Origin of the sequence: Coprococcus sp. HPP0074 (assembly GCF_964238105.1) — a bacterium.
Lineage (GTDB): Bacteria > Bacillota > Clostridia > Lachnospirales > Lachnospiraceae > Faecalimonas > Faecalimonas umbilicata.
The window spans coordinates 1-16,844 of sequence record NZ_CAXSKS010000004.1 but is presented as its reverse complement, the minus strand read 5'-3'; the positions used below and the strand labels follow the sequence as shown (position 1 = coordinate 16,844).

Sequence of the window (16,844 nt, the reverse complement as noted above, 5' to 3'; positions counted from 1 at the left end):
TATGCCAATTACAATGAAATCGGCAAGAGAAATCGAACTGATGACAGAGGCGGGAAGGATTCTCGCAGCCGTACATGAGGAACTTGAGAAGGCATTGCACCCGGGGATGACGACACTTGACATTGATAAGATCGGTGAGGAAGTGATCAGAAGTTATGGATGCATTCCGTCATTTCTCAATTATAATGGATATCCGGCGTCCATCTGTGTATCAGTCAATGACGAAGTGGTACATGGGATTCCGTCGAAGAACAGGATCATAAAAGAAGGAGATATTGTCAGTCTCGATGCAGGAGTGATCTACAAAGGATATCATTCGGATGCTGCAAGGACACATGCGGTCGGCGAAATCAGCAAGGAAGCAGCTGATCTGATCAAGGTGACAAGGGAATCTTTCTTTGAAGGAATCAAATTTGCCCGAGAGGGAATGCATTTATTTGAAATTTCAGCAGCAATCGGAAGATATGCGGAGGAGAGAGGATATGGTGTCGTAAGAGAATTATGCGGACATGGAATCGGTACTCACCTGCATGAATCACCTGAGATACCAAACTTTGCACAGGGAAGAAGAGGACCGAAACTGCGCGCTGGAATGACACTGGCGATCGAACCGATGATCAACATCGGTACGCATGAGGTCGACTGGCTGGATGATGACTGGACAGTCGTGACAAGAGATGGTTCCTTATCTGCACATTACGAAAATACGGTGTTGATCACAAAAGACGAACCGGTACTTTTAACCTTATTGAAGTAAGAGGACAGAATATGAAGGAATTAGAAACAGGAATGCTCGCAAGATCAAAAGCCGGGCATGACAAAGGGCAGATTTATATCATCAAAGATATGGATGAAAACGATGTGTATCTTGTAAATGGAGAGAATCGTACATGTGACAAACCTAAAAAAAAGAAAAGGAAGCATGTACAGATCATTACAGAACGATACGAGATACAGGCCGCAGACGATGTGGCAGTAAAACGGATACTGAAATTATATAAGGAAAAGAACGTGAATCATTAGGAGGGTGTAAAAAATGTCAAAAGCTGACGTGATTGAAATTGAAGGAACAGTAGTAGAGAAGTTACCAAATGCGATGTTTCAGGTAGAATTAGAAAATGGACATCAGGTACTTGCACATATCAGCGGAAAGCTGCGTATGAATTTTATCAAAATTCTTCCGGGAGATAAAGTAACCTTAGAGTTATCACCGTATGATTTGTCAAAAGGTAGAATTATTTGGAGAGATAAGTAAAAAACTATTGACTTTATTAAAATTATAATGCTATAATATTAGGCGAACTGTTCTGTGATTATTTTGCAGAATAGTGGGTAAATATAGGCAGAGCAGTGGATGAAAGGAGGATTTGACGTGAAGGTTAGATCATCAGTTAAACCAATTTGCGAAAAATGCAAAATCATTAAAAGAAAAGGAAGCATCAGAGTAATCTGTGAAAATCCGAAACACAAACAAAGACAAGGATAATAAGCGTCGTTGTCGAATTTGTGCGTAAAGCACAAAGATTTATTTAGGCGGCTGTAACATGACACACCAGGGTGTGTGGTGTTATTAAAATATACAAGAACATACCGATTGTATATTGCTTATAATACTGGCTCCGGCCAGAAAGGTCACAGGAAACTGTGGCTGGACGCAGTGAAGAAGGATGAAGATCCCGGCGTCCCAATTTGAGACAATATAAACTACGGCAGAAGAGGGTGTATACTACATTTCAGACCTGTAACCCAGGGGCTATGCATACTTCTTGCTGACCAAGATTCAAAATGGAGGAAAATCACATGGCTCGTATTGCTGGTGTAGACTTACCAAGAGACAAACGTGTAGAAATCGGATTAACTTACATCTACGGAATCGGTAGAGTAAGCTCTAATCGTATCTTAGAAGAGGCAGGAGTAAATCCTGATACTCGTGTCAGAGATTTAACTGACGAAGAAGTAAAGAAAATCAGTGCTGTAATCGATGAAACTCAGTTAGTAGAAGGTGATCTTAGAAGAGAGATCGCTCTTAACATCAAGAGATTACAGGAAATCGGATGCTATAGAGGAATCCGTCACAGAAGAGGACTTCCGGTACGTGGTCAGAAGACAAAGACAAATGCCAGAACAAGAAAAGGTCCTAAGAGAACAGTAGCAAACAAGAAGAAATAATAAGAATTCGTAGAAAGTAGGTTAGTTTAAATGGCTAAGAAAGTTACAAAAAAAGTGACAAAGAAACGTGTCAAGAAAAACGTTGAACGCGGACAGGCACATATCCAATCATCTTTTAATAATACAATCGTAACATTAACAGATGCTCAGGGAAATGCTCTTTCATGGGCAAGTGCAGGTGGTCTGGGATTTAGAGGTTCAAGGAAATCTACTCCTTATGCAGCACAGATGGCAGCTGAGACAGCAGCAAAAGCAGCATTAGTACATGGTTTGAAATCAGTAGACGTTATGGTAAAAGGACCAGGTTCTGGTAGAGAAGCAGCAATCCGTGCGCTTCAGGCATGCGGAATCGATGTAACAAGCATCAAGGACGTAACACCAGTTCCACATAACGGATGTCGCCCACCAAAACGTAGAAGAGTGTAATTAGGAGGATACGAAAATGGCAGTAAATAGAGTTCCAGTTCTGAAAAGATGCCGTTCATTAGGTATGGACCCAATCTATTTAGGAATTGATAAAAAATCTAACAGACAATTAAAAAGAGCTAATAGAAAAATGAGCGAATACGGACTTCAATTACGCGAAAAACAAAAAGCAAAATTTATCTATGGCGTTTTAGAAAAACCTTTCAGAAACTATTTTGCAAAGGCTCAGAAAATGAACGGAATGACAGGTGATAACCTTATGATTCTCCTTGAATCAAGATTAGACAACGTTGTATTCCGTTTAGGTTTAGCAAGAACAAGAAAAGAAGCTAGACAGATTGTTGACCATAAGCATGTATTAGTAAATGGAAAACAGGTAAACATTCCTTCTTACTTAGTAAAAGCAGGAGATGTTATCGAAATTAAAGAAAAGAATAAAGGTTCTCAGAGATACAAAGACATCTTAGAAGTGACTGGCGGAAGAATGGTACCAGATTGGTTAGAAGCAGACGCTGAAAACTTAAAAGGAACTGTAAAAGAACTTCCATTAAGAGAAGCAATCGACGTTCCAGTAGATGAGATGTTGATCGTCGAATTATATTCTAAATAATTAAACCTTTTGCGTTTGATTACGCTGCAACAGACAGGGGTGTTGCAAAATGGAAAATTTCTACAGGAGATCGTCTTCGTCTATTGGCGGTTGGCAATATCTTGGCTGAATGCTTCATTTTGTGAGAACCCCTAGTTGTATCCTATCACATATTATTTGTCGGAATGCGGATTCAGACAGAGTATCGTGTGAAAATGTGTACGGCATATAGATATGTTGTGGGAAGTTTATTTGGAGTATAGTTACCCTCAATAGTTTAATAGCCCAGAAGGAGGGACTTTATCGTGTTTGATTTTAATAAACCAAATATTGAAATTACTGAGATTTCAGAAGACAAAAAATATGGCAGATTTGTTGTAGAACCTTTAGAAAGAGGATATGGTACAACACTTGGTAACTCTCTGAGAAGAATCATGCTTTCTTCTTTACCGGGAGCTGCAATCAGCCACGTAAAGATTGACGGTGTGTTACATGAGTTCAGTTCAATTCCGGGCGTGAAGGAAGATGTGACAGAGATCATCATGAATCTGAAATCACTGGCAATCAAGAACAGTTCCGAGACAGATGAGCCGAAGACTGCTTATATTGAGTTCGAGGGCGAAGGTGTCGTGACTGCTGCTGATATTCAGGTGGATCCAGATATCGAGATCATGAATCCGGATGCAGTGATCGCTACATTAAATGGCGGTGCAGACAGCAAACTTTACATGGAACTTACTATCACAAAAGGCAGAGGTTATATCAGTGCAGATAAGAACAAGAACGAAGAACTGCCGATCGGCGTGATTCCGATTGATTCTATCTACACACCGGTAGAACGTGTAAATCTGACAGTAGAGAATACTCGTGTTGGACAGATCACAGACTATGATAAACTGACACTGGATGTATATACAAATGGAACATTACTTCCAGATGAGGCAGTCAGCCTTGCTGCTAAGGTTCTCAACGAACACTTGAAATTATTCATCGATCTTTCAGAAGTAGCTCAGGCTGCAGAAGTTATGATCGAAAAAGAAGACGATGAAAAAGAAAAAGTGTTAGAGATGAGCATTGATGAATTAGAGCTTTCTGTTCGTTCTTACAACTGCTTAAAGAGAGCCGGCATCAATACAGTGGAAGAACTGACAAACAGAACTCCGGAAGATATGATGAAAGTTCGTAACCTCGGACGGAAATCATTAGAGGAAGTTCTTGCAAAATTAAAAGAACTCGGATTAGAATTAAGCCCGGGAGAAGAGTAAATGATAACAGCATCTAGCTAGTAAGCCCGAAGATGCATAACTAGATGACACCGGTTAATAAGCCCGAAGTGCATAGCCGTGTGTTCCGAAATATGGAGGAAATTAAAAATGGCAAAATATAGAAAACTTGGCAGAACAAGCAGCCAGAGAAAAGCATTAATCAGAAACCAGGTAACAGCATTACTTCACAATGGTAAGATCGTTACAACAGAAGCAAAAGCAAAAGAAATCCGCAAAGTTGCAGAAGGTCTTATCGCTTTAGCAGTAAAAGAAAAAGACAATTACGAAGAAGTAACTGTAAAAGCAAAAGTTGCACGTAAAGATAAAGACGGCAAGAGAGTGAAAGAAGTTGTAGACGGAAAGAAAGTTACAGTTTACGATGAAGTAGAAAAGACAATCAAAAAAGATATGCCTTCAAGACTTCATGCAAGAAGAGAAATGTTAAAAGTTCTCTACCCAGTGACAGAAGTTCCGGAAAAAGCTGCTGGAAGAAAGAAAAATACAAAAGAAGTAGATTTAGTTGAAAAATTATTCAGCGAAATCGCACCAAAATACGAAGATCGTAAAGGTGGATACACAAGAATCGTTAAGATTGGTCTTCGTAAAGGTGATGCTGCAATGGAAGTTCTCCTTGAGTTAGTATAAGATCCAGGATTATTTCAGAGCATAAAATAAAAAGTCATAAGACAAATCAATACAAAGAGATGGAAGAAATACAGAGATGTATTCTTTCATCTCTTTTTGCATTTTGGAATTCTAAAAAAAATGATTGCAATTATGGAAAAAAGTGCTATACTAATTGTATTATTTAAGTAGTACAAAGGTACATTTAGATATCACAGAATAGCAATATGGGGGTGGCAAGGTGGAACCATTGATATCAATTAAAGATATGCATAAGATATACAATCCGGGTGAAAACGAAGTGCGTGCGCTAGATGGTGTCAGCCTGGAGATCCATGAGGGAGAGTTTGTTGCGATCATTGGTCATTCCGGCTCTGGAAAATCCACATTGATGAATATGATCGGTTGTCTGGATACACCGACTTCGGGAAGTTACTTTTTGCATGGAAAGGATGTTTCGAGAATGACGGACAATGAACTGTCCGATGTGAGAAATCAGGAGATTGGATTTATCTTTCAGGGGTTTAATCTGATTGCAAATCTAGATGCGATTGGCAATGTGGAGCTGCCGTTGATCTACCGGGGGATTGACAGAAAGACGCGAAGAGCCGCGGCAAAGCAGGCACTGATCAAAGTAGGTCTCGAGAAGCGGATGACACACAAACCGTCAGAGATGTCAGGAGGTCAGCAACAACGTGTCGCAGTGGCGAGAGCGATCGCGGCAAGCCCTCCGGTGATACTGGCAGATGAACCTACCGGCAATCTGGATTCAAAATCTACAAAAGAGATCATGCAGATTTTAGAAGGGCTTCACAAGTCAGGAAGGACAGTCATCATCATCACGCATGATAATGAAATTGCGGAGCAGGTAAAGCGAGTAATCTACATACGAGATGGAAGAATTGAGCAGGATTATTTAAACGAAGAGAAGCAAGGAGAATAGTCGTGAGAAAGAAAGACAAAGAGATTTATGAAGAGACAGACATAATCGTTCTGTCGGAGGAAGAGGAAGGAAGCAAAGAAACTACAGATGTCCGGAAGAAAAAGAAGAAGCTTCCGAACTGGGTGATCGTTCCAGTTATCGGGGGAATTGTCGTTGTCGCAGTGATTGCGTCTCAATTTACTTCAAAAGAGAAAAAGACAGGAGGAACTGTGGAAGTTGTCGAAGTGGTACGAGGAGATGTGAAAGAAATCTACAATGTATCCGGAACAGTGGACAGCGAGAAGAAAAAGGTATTTTATTCCCCGGTCAATGCGCCGGTCAGCCAGCTTCGTGCGAAAGTCGGGCAGGCAGTGAAAGCAGGAGATCTCCTTGTGGCATTTGATACGTCTGATCTGGAAAAGAACAATCAGAAAGCACAGATGGATCTTCAGTCTGCAGTCAATACAAATCAAAGCGCAAGGGAGCAGGCAGATCGAAGTGCTTCTGGTGCAGCCCGTGCACAGGCAGAACAGCAGATCGCCAGTGTAGAATCACAGATTTCAGCGAAATCACAGCAGATGGCATCGCTGGAGCAGAGTGTGAAAGATGAAATTACTGCGAACCAGACTCTTCAGCCGCAGTTGGACGAATGGAATGCACAGAAGGCTGCAAATTTGGAGCGGATTGCTGTATTGTATGGGGAAATAGAAAAGATTCGTATAGATCTTGCTGACGAGAATCTATCTGAAGAAGACAAGAAGAGATTACAAACACAGAGAGATGAAAAATCTCTTGAAGTTTCAGAAAAAGAAGGGGCAAACGCAGCGCTCGATGCCCAGATTGCCCAGGTCAGTGCCCAGATACAGACCGGAAGCCAGCAAGCATATGCGCAGATACAGCAGGAAGTACAGGCATTACAGGCACAGGCAGAGCAGCTTCGTGCAAGTATTTCTGTAGAAACACCGAGTGCAAGCATTCCGGATACGAGTCTCACACAGGGACAGATCAACAATATGGCAATCACGGAGAATCTGGCAGAACTGGCAGTGCTCAGCTCTGAGGAACTGATGGCAAAGGCAAGAGATGGAATCAAGGCAGATTTTGATGGTGTGATCTCTGATGTAAAGACGATGGAGGGCGGCACTGCTGTCGCAGGAGGAGAGTTATTTACACTTGTGAGCAATCAGGATGTCAATGTAAAGCTGGAAATTCCTGCAAGTGATTTTGACAAAGTAGAAGTTGGAAGCAAGGCGGTTGTAAAAATCGGAAAGTATAAATACGATGGAGTTGTAGAATCTATCGATAAGATTGCAGTTCCAAATACAAAAGGGAACCCGGTGATTGGTGCAAATGTAAAGATTCAGAATCCAGACGAGAATATCTATATCGGGGTTGCGGCAAAGTTGACAATGACAGTGGCAGAGGAAAAGGATGTCCTTTACCTTCCGAATGAAAATGTAAATACTTCGACCGAAGGAGATTTTGTCTATGTAGTACAAAGTGGTGTTGTGAAGAAAAAGGCAGTGGAACTTGGAATTACATCCAACAGCAAGGTGGAGATCAAGTCAGGTCTGAAAGAAGGAGACAAAGTTGTTGCAGATACTTTTGGAACGGTGGAAGAGGGGATGAAAGTAACAACGACAACTGTGGCGAAGTCAGAGGAGAAATAGAAAGGTAGGTACGCGATGGCACAATTATTGGAATACATTAAGATGGCATTGTACAGTATCAAGTCCAACAAAGGGCGTTCTTTCCTCACGATGCTCGGAATCATTATCGGAATTTCTTCTGTGATCACAATTGTGTCAATCGGAAGCGGATTAAAGGCAGATGTGATGGCGACCGACGAGACAAAAAGTGTCTCTGTGATTGTTAATAAAGATGCTACAAGCTACACAAATATTATTAGCTGGGACGATCTGAAGGCGGTAAAGGATAATCTTGGAAATAAGGCAATCGGAGTAGTGTCTTCCGGCGCAACGATGGGGACAGTCACGACGAGAAAAGGAGAGTTTGATGCGTCAGTTACACTGACAATGCCGGATGAGGAGAAGAATCCAATGCAGACTTCGATCATCCGAGGAAATTATTTTACCGAAGACAATGTGCTCAATGCAGATTCTGTCTGCGTTATTGACAAAGCAAGTGCATTGTATTTGTTTGGGACACCGGATGTCATCGGAATGGAGTTAGAGGCGACGATCGAAGGTGTGCTGCAGACCATCCAGATAGTTGGAGTCCGGGATTCTGATGAGGAATTGATGAAGGCGAATGACGAAGCTATGAAGATGTTCGGTATGGAGATGCCGGTATTTCTTGAGATGCCGTATACAACAGCAGAAAACTGGGGAAGCCAGATAGAGGATTTTTCCAGCCTGACAATCTATTTAAATGGTGGAGACCAGGCAAATGCAGCTACAAAATCTGCTATTCAGACATTGTCTGCAAGGCATTTGGGAGAGGGCGAGGAGCTCTTTGTCAAACAGCAGGAGATGAACATGGCGGAAGCGATGGGAAGCGTGCTTGACATGGTGACAGCCTTTGTAGCATTTGTAGCAGGAATTTCCCTTGTTGTCGGAGGAATTGGTGTCATGAACATCATGCTTGTATCAGTGACAGAGCGGACAAGAGAGATTGGAATCCGAAAGGCGCTGGGAGCGAAGACATCATCCATTATCGTACAGTTTTTGTGTGAGTCTGCGATCATTTCTGGAATTGGTGGAGTCATCGGAATTTTGATCGGGGCAGGGCTGTCTGGACTAATCTCGGTACTGGAGATTGGTGGATTATCTGCGAGACTGTCTCCGACAGCAATCGTTTTGACGACCTGTTTCTCGTGTGGGGTTGGAATTGTCTTTGGCATTTATCCGGCGAGAAAGGCGGCGAAGATGAGTCCGATCGATGCACTGCGACAGCTCTAAAAGTGTAACAGAAGAAAATGTATTTGTCAGAAGGGAATCATTGTGGCATAATGAAATTTGCCAGAAGAGTAAAAGAAAAAGGAGGAGAGATCTATGTTTAAACCAAACAAATTATTAAAAGTTGTATCAATTATCTTTATCGTACTTGCTGTGATGGGGGCAATTGGTACCGTAGGAAGTTATTTTATGCTGCAGTCTATGGGAGATGTTGTAAATGGAGTAGATATGAGTGCAGTAAAAGCAATGGCAACTCCGTTGACGTTGCTTCAAGGATTATTTTCTTCCCTGTTGATGCTTGTATGCGGAATCTTTGGATTGAATGGAAAATCCTTTAAGGTATGTCTGATTGGCATGATCATCTACCTTGTGATCGTTGTGATTGCATTTATCCAGTCCATAATGTTGGTAGGATTTCAGGTATTTTCCATTATCGATTTCATTTTGCCGATTTTATATCTGTGGGGATTGTATCAGTCTAAGGAATAAGGGAAGAGAAGGAGCAGCCGTATTTGGCTGCTCCGTTGAAAATAAGAATGGATAAAAAAGGAACTGCTTTGCAGAAGGTGTTTGGTCAATTGTCTTGATCAAATCTGCAGGCAGTTCCTTTTCAGTATTATCTATTTAAGATCAGTTTTGTCAGTTCTACTGGCTCTACAATCTTTCCATCTTTGTAAACACGCATGTTTCCGGAAGCAATCTCATCGATCAGGATTACTTCGTCGTTGTTGTAACCGAACTCAAATTTGATATCCCAGAGGTCAAGTCCGATAGATTTTAAATCATCAGCAACGATCTTTGTGATCTTTAATGTCTGCTCTTTCATGCTTTCGAACATTTCCGGTGTCATGATTCCGAGTGCTGCAAGACCTTCTCCAGTCACAAGCGGATCACCTAAAGCATCGTTTTTGAATGTACACTCTACATAACCACCGTCAAGAACTGTTCCGTCTTCGATATATTCTCCATATCTGCGGATGAAACTTCCTGTTGCAACTAAACGACAGATTACTTCTAATCCGTGTCCAAACACTGTCGCAGGGAGCACTTCCATTGTAGCATTTTCCACATCAGCACCTACATAGTGTGTCTTGATGCCTGCATCTTTTAACAGTTCAAAATAGTGAACAGATGTTTCAAGATTTGCTTTGCCAATACCTTCGATTGTTAATCCAACACTATTTTCGCCCGGATCAAAAACTCCGTCTTTTCCAGTACAGTCATCTTTGAATTTGAGCATTACATTTCCGTTCTCAAGGCTGAATACATCTTTGGTTTTTCCTTCATAAATTTTCTTCATTGTACAAATCTCCTTCTGTAATTAATGAGTGTTATCTTACTGAACTTCTTTACTGTATCACAACTGATGGAAGATGAAAATGTTTTTTTTACAATTTTTTAGAAAAAATTTCACAAAAAATAAGAAAAAAACCTATTAAAAATCAAGGCTAATAGACATTAAAAATTAGCGCTAATAGATGAGAATAAAATGTATTTTTATTCGAAAATAATGAATATTATAAAAACGATTTGCTTGAGCAAATGCAGAAGAGTGATAAGAAAAACTTGTTTTTGCGAGGAGAAATTCGATATAATAGAGATCAGAGAAAAAGTTTTGTGCATTTCATCCAAAGGAACTGAATGAGAAAAAAGCAGAAAACATGGAGAAATCGGAAAAGGAGGGAGCCGGTATGGCAGAGAAGAAGATTTTAATTGTGGAAGATGACAGAGGCTTAAACCAAGGGATCACACTTGCCCTGCACGCGCCGGAGTATCGATTTTATTCAGCGTACAATCTTAAAGAAGCAAGAAGAATCTGGAAAGAGGAGAGAGTATCTCTTATCATTCTGGATATCAATCTTCCAGATGGGAGTGGATATACCTTTCTTGAGGAGATCCGGAGAGAGTCGGAAGTTCCGGTTATTATGCTGACGGCAAATGATTTGGAAATCGATCAGGTGACCGGATTTTCTCTCGGGGCGGATGACTATATTACGAAGCCCTTCAGTCTGATGATCCTGCGGGCGCGGGTGGAACGGATGCTTGCACGGATGGCACAGGACAAAGGTCTTACTTATGAAAAGGACGGGTATCGGTTTGTATTTGAACAAATGTATTTTACAGTAGAAGGCCAGGAAGTTACGCTGAGTAAGACAGAGCAGAAGCTTCTGCGGATTTTGATTGAGCATCAGGGGCAGACATTGACCAGAGAGCAACTGGTGGATCGAATCTGGAGTGACGGAGCGCAGTATGTAGAGGAGAATGCACTTTCGGTGACTGTCGGAAGGCTGCGAAAAAAGCTGGAACAGACGGGAAAGAAAAATCCGATCCAAACGGTATACGGACTTGGTTATGTGTGGGAGAGATAAAAAGATAGAAGAAACAAAAAGAAAAGGTAAAAGGGAAAGGGGGAAACCGTGTGCGAATCTTTCGGACAACAAGGACACTTCAGAGACTGGATGAGATGCTGACTAAAGCAATCAACGGAACATTTACGGAGGAGACATATGATGAGACAGAATTGTCGCGGCTGGAGTCAAAGTGGAAACAGTATTTTACGATGTCCGGTATGTCGATGGAACGGACAAAAGCAGAGCGGGAAAATATTCAGTCAATGATTTCGGACATTTCTCATCAAATGAAGACGCCACTTGCAAATATCATGCTGTATTCGGAACTTTTACAAGAGCAGACCGAAGGAGAGCAGGAGAAATATCTGGCAGAACAGATTGAAACGTATGCGAAAAAACTGGAATTTCTCACGACGGCACTTGTGAAAATGTCGCGGCTGGAGTCGGATGTTTTTAAAATCTGTCCATCGGTACAGCGGGTAGGAAGCCTTGTGCGTCAAGCGACAGAGGAGATTCTGCCAAGGGCAAGGCAGAAGGAGATCCAGATAGAAATCTGTGGTGATATAGAGGGCAAAGCGAACTTTGATCAGAAGTGGACGCAGGAAGCGCTCTATAATATTTTGGATAATGCAGTAAAATATTCACCGAAAGGAAGCCGGATAGAGGTGGAAGGGATATCATATGAGATGTATTTCTGTATTGCGGTCAAGGATCAGGGAATCGGAATCCGGGAAGAGGAGCGGGCACAGATTTTCAGCCGCTTTTACCGGTCAGACCTGGTGCAGCAGGAAGAGGGCATCGGGATCGGACTGTATCTGGCCAGGGAAATCGTTCAGCGCGAGGGTGGCTATATCAAAGTAGAATCCAAAGAAGGAAACGGAAGTATTTTTAAAATATTTCTTCAGAAAGAGTAAATCTGTCAAAACTGTTAGATTTTGGAAAGATTCTCGTAAGAATGATTTTATAAAATGACTTTATAGAAAGGAACCGCATGACGAAAAGAGGGGCGGGTTCTGATTCTATAAGGTCTTTTTCTTATATAGAAAGAACAAAAAATGGTTAGGGATGAAAAGAAACTGTGTGAATAGAAAGGAGTTGTTGGTATGACAATTTTAGAGGCAAAAGAGTTGAAAAAATATTATGGAAGCGGAGATACCCTTGTGAAGGCATTGGACGGTGTGGATCTGGCGGTAGCACAGGGAGAATTTGTATCGATCGTAGGAACGTCGGGAAGTGGAAAGTCAACATTGCTTCATATGCTCGGAGGTTTAGATGTGCCGACAGCCGGTCAGGTCATTGTAGATGGAAGAAATATTTCTACACTGAAACCAGAAGAACTGACAATTTTTCGAAGAAGAAAGATTGGATTTGTATTTCAGAGCTACAACCTTGTTCCGGTGCTAAACGTCTATGAAAATATCGTCCTTCCGATCGAGCTGGATGGAAATGAAGTCGATGAAGACTTTGTGGAGGATGTGATCCATGTACTGGGACTGGATAAGAAAAGGTATAATCTTCCGTCTCAGTTATCCGGTGGACAGCAGCAGAGGGTAGCCATTGCCCGGGCGCTTGCCAGTAAGCCTGCGATCATCCTCGCCGATGAGCCAACGGGAAATCTTGACTCAGCTACAAGTCAGGATGTGTTAAGTCTTCTCAAAGTGACAAGCGACCGGTTCGGACAAACGGTTGTGATGATCACACATAACGAGGAGATTGCCCAGATGGCAGACCGGATCGTACGTATCGAGGATGGAAAGATCAAGGGCAGAAATGCGCGCAGAAAGGGCGGTGAATTCTATGCGTAAGGTGCGTAACAAAAAGGTTATTGATAAGATCTCGTATAAAAGTTTCCGGGCAAACCGGACAAGGAATGTCATTGCCATTATCGCTATTGCACTGACTGCAATGTTGTTTACCACATTATTTACAGTGGGAATCGGAACCGCAGAGAATTTTCAGCGGCAGACCATGCGTCAGGCAGGTGGTGATTCTCATGGAGTATTCAAAAATATTACGGAGGAGCAGTATGAAAAGCTGAGCAGACATCCACTGGTCAAAGAAAGTGCGGATAACAGACTCGTGGCGAATACGGTGGAGAATCCAGAATTTTTAAAGCGACATATGGAAATATGGTATTATCCGAAGAACTTTTATGGACACCATTTCATTGAGATCATTGATGGAAAAGCGCCGGAGAAGGCGGAGGAAGTACTGGTCGATGAAACATCGTTAAAGCTGCTTGGGATGAAAGCGAAAGCCGGGCAGCAGATTACACTGCTTCTGAAAATCCGGGAAGGGCAGGAGCCGGTGGAGCGCACCTTCCGCATTTCCGGAGTGATCAGATCCGATCCGGCTCTTGATGTGGGATTTACTGTTGTATCCAAAGCATATCTGGCAGAACATCAGGAGGAATTGCAGTACACCTATGATCAGGATACTTCTCCGGTAGGCGCAATCCGAATGGAGATTGTTTTTCAAAATTCCCAAGGGATACAGGAGAAGCTGGACAAGGTAGCCAGGGAAAGTGGATACTCCACAAAAGAGGGAGAAAAAAACTATATCGCAAGCAACGCAAACTGGGCATATATTTCTGAGAGTACTTCGGGAGACCCTATGACAGTTGCTGCGATTGCAGGTGTTGGATTTTTGATTGTTTTGACAGGCTATCTGATTATTTATAACATTTTTCAGATTTCTGTTATGAAAGATATACGGTTCTACGGGCTTTTAAAGACGATCGGAACGACTGGAAAGCAGATTAAAAAGATTATCCGAAGGCAGGCATTGTTACTTTCCACCATCGGAATTCCGTGTGGACTTTTTGTTGGATTTTTTGTAGGAAAGGCGATCGTGCCAATGCTTTTATCACATACGATAGCGGGAAACAGTGATTCGGCAGTATCTATGAATCCGTGGATTTTTGTTGGGGCAACCGTGTTTGCACTTGTCACAGTATTCATTTCGGCAGGGAAACCGGCGAAATTGGCGGCAAAAGTTTCCCCGGTGGAGGCTGTGCGCTACACAGAAGGAAAAAGGCAGGCGAAGAAACAGAAAAAAACGGCAGACGGCGGGAAAATCAGTCGGATGGCACTTTCTAATTTAGGAAGAAATAAAGGGAAGACCGTTATTGTAATCGTGTCGTTGTCGCTTGCAATCGTATTATTAAACAGTATTTTTACTTTTACAAATGCATTTGATATGGACAAGTATCTGGCGAACTTTGTCAGTTCTGATTTTGTGATTGCCAATGCAAAATACTTTAATTCAGAGTATTCTGCAAGAAAAGAAGAGCTTCAGGAATCAAATTTAACGGAAAGCTTTATAGAAGCGTGCGAAGAACAGGAAGGATTTGAAAAAGGTGGACGGATCTATGCGGCAACAGATCAGGTCGGAGTAAAGATTTCTGATTATAAAATTCCGAAAAATATGCCTGTAAATGAAAATGGGGAACTCTGCTGGATGTGGAATGGAGAAAAAATTCCGGTAACAAAATTGAATGAAGAAAACTATCAGACAATGTATTATGGGGTAGATGATTTTCTATTTGAAAAAATGGAAGTTTATGAAGGGGAGAAAGATCTTGATGTGATTAAGGAAAAGCTGGCAACGGGGAACTATCTGATCTATGCAGTGTCGACAGATGATAATGGAATGGTAAGAAAAGAGGATATGGTACATCATGCGGGCGACAAAGTTACTCTGAGTTTTCCAAATGGCGAAGAGCGGGAAGTAGAAATCCTCTCCGTGATCAAAGAAAATTATTATGGGTTATCTACGCGTTATTCTGTGATATTTCCATATTATACAACAGCGGAAGTATTTCGGAAGGACTTATCGGAAGACTATCTGATGAGCTATTCATTTGATGTGAGAGACGACCGAGAAGAAGCGATTCAACAATTCGTCAAAAATTATTCGGAAAAGACAGAGCCTACGATGAACTACGAGTCAAAATTAAAATGGTCCAACGAGTTTGAAAGTTTGAAAGGGATGTTTACAATCATTGGATGTTTTTTGACATTTGTAGTTGCCGTGATCGGTATCCTGAATTTTATCAATGCCATTCTGACGAGTATTGTCACAAGGCTCCGTGAGCTGGCAATGTTAGAATCAATCGGAATGACGAAAAAACAGATTATAAAGATGCTGACATTGGAAGGGATTTATTACGCAGGATTTACAATGATATCTTCATTACTCATCGGTATGTTGATGTCCGTGACAATATTGCGGGTACTGACCTCACAGATCTGGTTTATGAAATATCAGTTTGTAATCTGGCCAATGCTTGTGACTTTTCCGTTTTTACTGGTGCTTGGGTGGCTTGTTCCAAAGGCTGCGTATCATTTCCAGGGAAAGAAAAGCATGATCGAGCAGCTGAAAAATGCGGATTAATCTGAGAAAATCAAAATATTGTTGACAGAAGTTGCTGCAATAAATGAGGGGAGAATCATTGAAGGGCTCATGAAAAAGGTATTCTACTTAGCGTAGATTGTAAAAAAAGATTTTACTGATACAATAAACTTATAGGTGAAGGGAGATTACTATGAGTTATGTAACAGGAAATACGATAAGAACGTTAAGGATCAAACACGGAATCACGCAAAAGGAATTGGCAGAAAAACTGAATGTGAGCGATAAAACAATTTCAAAGTGGGAAACAGAAAAAGGCTTGCCGGATATCAGTATAGTAGAAGAGTTGGCAAAAGCACTTCATGTATCACTGACAGAATTATTTACCGGAGATCTGAAGACAAATGAAAATGTATCCGGAAATATAAAAAGAATACAATTCTATGTATGCCCGATTTGTGGGAACATTATAACAGCTGTAGGCGAAGGGAATTTTTCTTGTTGTGGAATAACACTTCTAAAGCAGGAAGCAGAAACCGCTGAGGAAGAGCATTCACTTTTTGTAGAAACTGTTGACAATGAATTTTCTATTGTGATGAAACATTCGATGAGTAAAGGGCATTATGTGTCTTTTATTGCCTATGTTACATCGGGGTCTGTAGAAATAGTAAAATTATATCCCGAGCAGGATATTTCTGTACGATTTCGAAAAAAGGGACATGGATTTTTATATGGCTATTGTAACAGACATGGACTGTTCAAAAAATATATTTGATTCTATTTTTACAAATGTGGAAGCGGACAATTACAAAAGTGTTTACTTAACAAATATATTCATTTATCATAAGCAACAGCAATAGAAGAACTATGTTGTCTGCTTTCACAGTGTGGCCACGATAATGTTTCGTATCGATCAATGATGAGAGAAGATAGAGAAAACAATGGAAAATCACGGAGAAGCGTCAAAAGCAGCTGCGGAAATTGTATGAATTGTACAAATAAAATAAAAAATAAAAAAACTATTGACAATTCGTGTCGAAGAATGGTATGATAACTGAGCGCTCAAGAGAGCAGACAGATGAGAAACAACGGAAAACGTCGAAAAATACCGAATCAGAGAAAGTTACGAAAGTACAAAAGAAAAGATTTGAAAAAAGATGAAAAAAGTTGTTGACAAAGATAAAAAGATGTGATAATCTAATATAGCTGTCGCAAGAGAGCGAAACA

At 41.2% G+C, this 16,844-nt stretch carries 19 protein-coding genes; 18 read left to right on the top strand and 1 reads right to left on the bottom strand.

Annotated features, from left to right (window positions below):
- Nucleotide 1: 1 nt before the first annotated feature.
- The 13 genes from map to ACESPO_RS06130 all read left to right on the top strand — a co-directional run bounded on the left by map (nt 2) and on the right by ACESPO_RS06130 (nt 9,402).
- Complete coding sequence (gene map, locus ACESPO_RS06190; RefSeq protein WP_008976982.1) at nt 2–757, top strand: type I methionyl aminopeptidase; 756 nt, start codon at nt 2–4, stop codon at nt 755–757.
- Nucleotides 758–768: 11 nt separating this feature from the next.
- The gene (locus tag ACESPO_RS06185; RefSeq protein WP_008976981.1) at nt 769–1,023 is read left to right on the top strand and encodes an RNA-binding protein; all 255 of its coding nucleotides are present in this window, start codon (nt 769–771) and stop codon (nt 1,021–1,023) included.
- Between the two features lie 13 nt (nt 1,024–1,036).
- Nucleotides 1,037–1,255, top strand: a complete 219-nt coding sequence (gene infA, locus ACESPO_RS06180; protein ID WP_004607275.1) for a translation initiation factor IF-1 — start codon at nt 1,037–1,039, stop codon at nt 1,253–1,255.
- A gap of 117 nt (nt 1,256–1,372) precedes the next feature.
- Nucleotides 1,373–1,486: a 50S ribosomal protein L36 gene (gene rpmJ / locus ACESPO_RS06175; protein ID WP_003497809.1), complete on the top strand. Its 114-nt coding sequence runs from the start codon at nt 1,373–1,375 to the stop codon at nt 1,484–1,486.
- Nucleotides 1,487–1,800: 314 nt separating this feature from the next.
- Complete coding sequence (gene rpsM, locus ACESPO_RS06170; protein WP_008976980.1) at nt 1,801–2,169, top strand: 30S ribosomal protein S13; 369 nt, start codon at nt 1,801–1,803, stop codon at nt 2,167–2,169.
- A gap of 30 nt (nt 2,170–2,199) precedes the next feature.
- Complete coding sequence (rpsK, locus tag ACESPO_RS06165; protein ID WP_004607272.1) at nt 2,200–2,595, top strand: 30S ribosomal protein S11; 396 nt, start codon at nt 2,200–2,202, stop codon at nt 2,593–2,595.
- A 16-nt stretch (nt 2,596–2,611) separates the two neighbouring features.
- Complete coding sequence (gene rpsD / locus ACESPO_RS06160; protein ID WP_008976979.1) at nt 2,612–3,205, top strand: 30S ribosomal protein S4; 594 nt, start codon at nt 2,612–2,614, stop codon at nt 3,203–3,205.
- Nucleotides 3,206–3,489: 284 nt separating this feature from the next.
- On the top strand, nt 3,490–4,449 hold the full coding sequence (locus ACESPO_RS06155; protein WP_008976978.1) for a DNA-directed RNA polymerase subunit alpha: 960 nt from the start codon (nt 3,490–3,492) through the stop codon (nt 4,447–4,449).
- Nucleotides 4,450–4,557: 108 nt separating this feature from the next.
- The gene (locus tag ACESPO_RS06150; protein WP_008976977.1) at nt 4,558–5,094 is read left to right on the top strand and encodes a bL17 family ribosomal protein; all 537 of its coding nucleotides are present in this window, start codon (nt 4,558–4,560) and stop codon (nt 5,092–5,094) included.
- A gap of 229 nt (nt 5,095–5,323) precedes the next feature.
- On the top strand, nt 5,324–6,016 hold the full coding sequence (locus ACESPO_RS06145) for an ABC transporter ATP-binding protein (RefSeq protein ID WP_008976976.1): 693 nt from the start codon (nt 5,324–5,326) through the stop codon (nt 6,014–6,016).
- 2 nt (nt 6,017–6,018) lie between these two features.
- A complete protein-coding gene (locus tag ACESPO_RS06140; RefSeq protein WP_499788613.1) occupies nt 6,019–7,665 on the top strand; it encodes an efflux RND transporter periplasmic adaptor subunit in 1,647 nt (548 codons plus the stop codon).
- A gap of 15 nt (nt 7,666–7,680) precedes the next feature.
- Complete coding sequence (locus ACESPO_RS06135) at nt 7,681–8,916, top strand: ABC transporter permease (RefSeq protein WP_336305078.1); 1,236 nt, start codon at nt 7,681–7,683, stop codon at nt 8,914–8,916.
- A 93-nt stretch (nt 8,917–9,009) separates the two neighbouring features.
- On the top strand, nt 9,010–9,402 hold the full coding sequence (locus ACESPO_RS06130) for a hypothetical protein (protein ID WP_016441404.1): 393 nt from the start codon (nt 9,010–9,012) through the stop codon (nt 9,400–9,402).
- Between the two features lie 127 nt (nt 9,403–9,529).
- On the opposite strand, the gene ACESPO_RS06125 is transcribed toward ACESPO_RS06130, so the two are convergent.
- Nucleotides 9,530–10,213, bottom strand: a complete 684-nt coding sequence (locus ACESPO_RS06125) for a phosphoribosylaminoimidazolesuccinocarboxamide synthase (RefSeq protein WP_008976972.1) — start codon at nt 10,211–10,213, stop codon at nt 9,530–9,532.
- Nucleotides 10,214–10,604: 391 nt separating this feature from the next.
- On the opposite strand from ACESPO_RS06125, the gene ACESPO_RS06120 reads away from it, so the two are divergent.
- From ACESPO_RS06120 to ACESPO_RS06100, 5 genes are all read left to right on the top strand, one after another.
- Nucleotides 10,605–11,282, top strand: a complete 678-nt coding sequence (locus ACESPO_RS06120) for a response regulator transcription factor (protein WP_117577825.1) — start codon at nt 10,605–10,607, stop codon at nt 11,280–11,282.
- 50 nt (nt 11,283–11,332) lie between these two features.
- Complete coding sequence (locus ACESPO_RS06115) at nt 11,333–12,178, top strand: sensor histidine kinase (RefSeq protein WP_035102981.1); 846 nt, start codon at nt 11,333–11,335, stop codon at nt 12,176–12,178.
- A gap of 189 nt (nt 12,179–12,367) precedes the next feature.
- Complete coding sequence (locus tag ACESPO_RS06110; protein ID WP_016439563.1) at nt 12,368–13,069, top strand: ABC transporter ATP-binding protein; 702 nt, start codon at nt 12,368–12,370, stop codon at nt 13,067–13,069.
- A complete protein-coding gene (locus ACESPO_RS06105; RefSeq protein WP_270602218.1) occupies nt 13,062–15,659 on the top strand; it encodes an ABC transporter permease in 2,598 nt (865 codons plus the stop codon). Before ACESPO_RS06110 ends, ACESPO_RS06105 begins: the two co-directional genes overlap by 8 nt.
- Before the next feature lie 151 nt (nt 15,660–15,810).
- Nucleotides 15,811–16,392, top strand: a complete 582-nt coding sequence (locus tag ACESPO_RS06100) for a helix-turn-helix domain-containing protein (RefSeq protein WP_117577821.1) — start codon at nt 15,811–15,813, stop codon at nt 16,390–16,392.
- The last annotated feature ends 452 nt before the right edge of the window (nt 16,393–16,844 follow it).

Bases quoted from the DNA above. Each gene is read 5' to 3' on its own strand.
- map (WP_008976982.1), top strand. From the start codon at position 2: ATGCCAATTACAATGAAATCGGCAAGAGAAATCGAACTGATGACAGAG.
- ACESPO_RS06185 (WP_008976981.1), top strand. From the start codon at position 769: ATGAAGGAATTAGAAACAGGAATGCTCGCAAGATCAAAAGCCGGGCAT.
- infA (WP_004607275.1), top strand. From the start codon at position 1,037: ATGTCAAAAGCTGACGTGATTGAAATTGAAGGAACAGTAGTAGAGAAG.
- rpsM (WP_008976980.1), top strand. From the start codon at position 1,801: ATGGCTCGTATTGCTGGTGTAGACTTACCAAGAGACAAACGTGTAGAA.
- rpsK (WP_004607272.1), top strand. From the start codon at position 2,200: ATGGCTAAGAAAGTTACAAAAAAAGTGACAAAGAAACGTGTCAAGAAA.
- rpsD (WP_008976979.1), top strand. From the start codon at position 2,612: ATGGCAGTAAATAGAGTTCCAGTTCTGAAAAGATGCCGTTCATTAGGT.
- ACESPO_RS06150 (WP_008976977.1), top strand. From the start codon at position 4,558: ATGGCAAAATATAGAAAACTTGGCAGAACAAGCAGCCAGAGAAAAGCA.
- ACESPO_RS06135 (WP_336305078.1), top strand. From the start codon at position 7,681: ATGGCACAATTATTGGAATACATTAAGATGGCATTGTACAGTATCAAG.
- ACESPO_RS06130 (WP_016441404.1), top strand. From the start codon at position 9,010: ATGTTTAAACCAAACAAATTATTAAAAGTTGTATCAATTATCTTTATC.
- ACESPO_RS06125 (WP_008976972.1), bottom strand. From the start codon at position 10,213: ATGAAGAAAATTTATGAAGGAAAAACCAAAGATGTATTCAGCCTTGAG.
- ACESPO_RS06120 (WP_117577825.1), top strand. From the start codon at position 10,605: ATGGCAGAGAAGAAGATTTTAATTGTGGAAGATGACAGAGGCTTAAAC.
- ACESPO_RS06110 (WP_016439563.1), top strand. From the start codon at position 12,368: ATGACAATTTTAGAGGCAAAAGAGTTGAAAAAATATTATGGAAGCGGA.
- ACESPO_RS06105 (WP_270602218.1), top strand. From the start codon at position 13,062: ATGCGTAAGGTGCGTAACAAAAAGGTTATTGATAAGATCTCGTATAAA.
- ACESPO_RS06100 (WP_117577821.1), top strand. From the start codon at position 15,811: ATGAGTTATGTAACAGGAAATACGATAAGAACGTTAAGGATCAAACAC.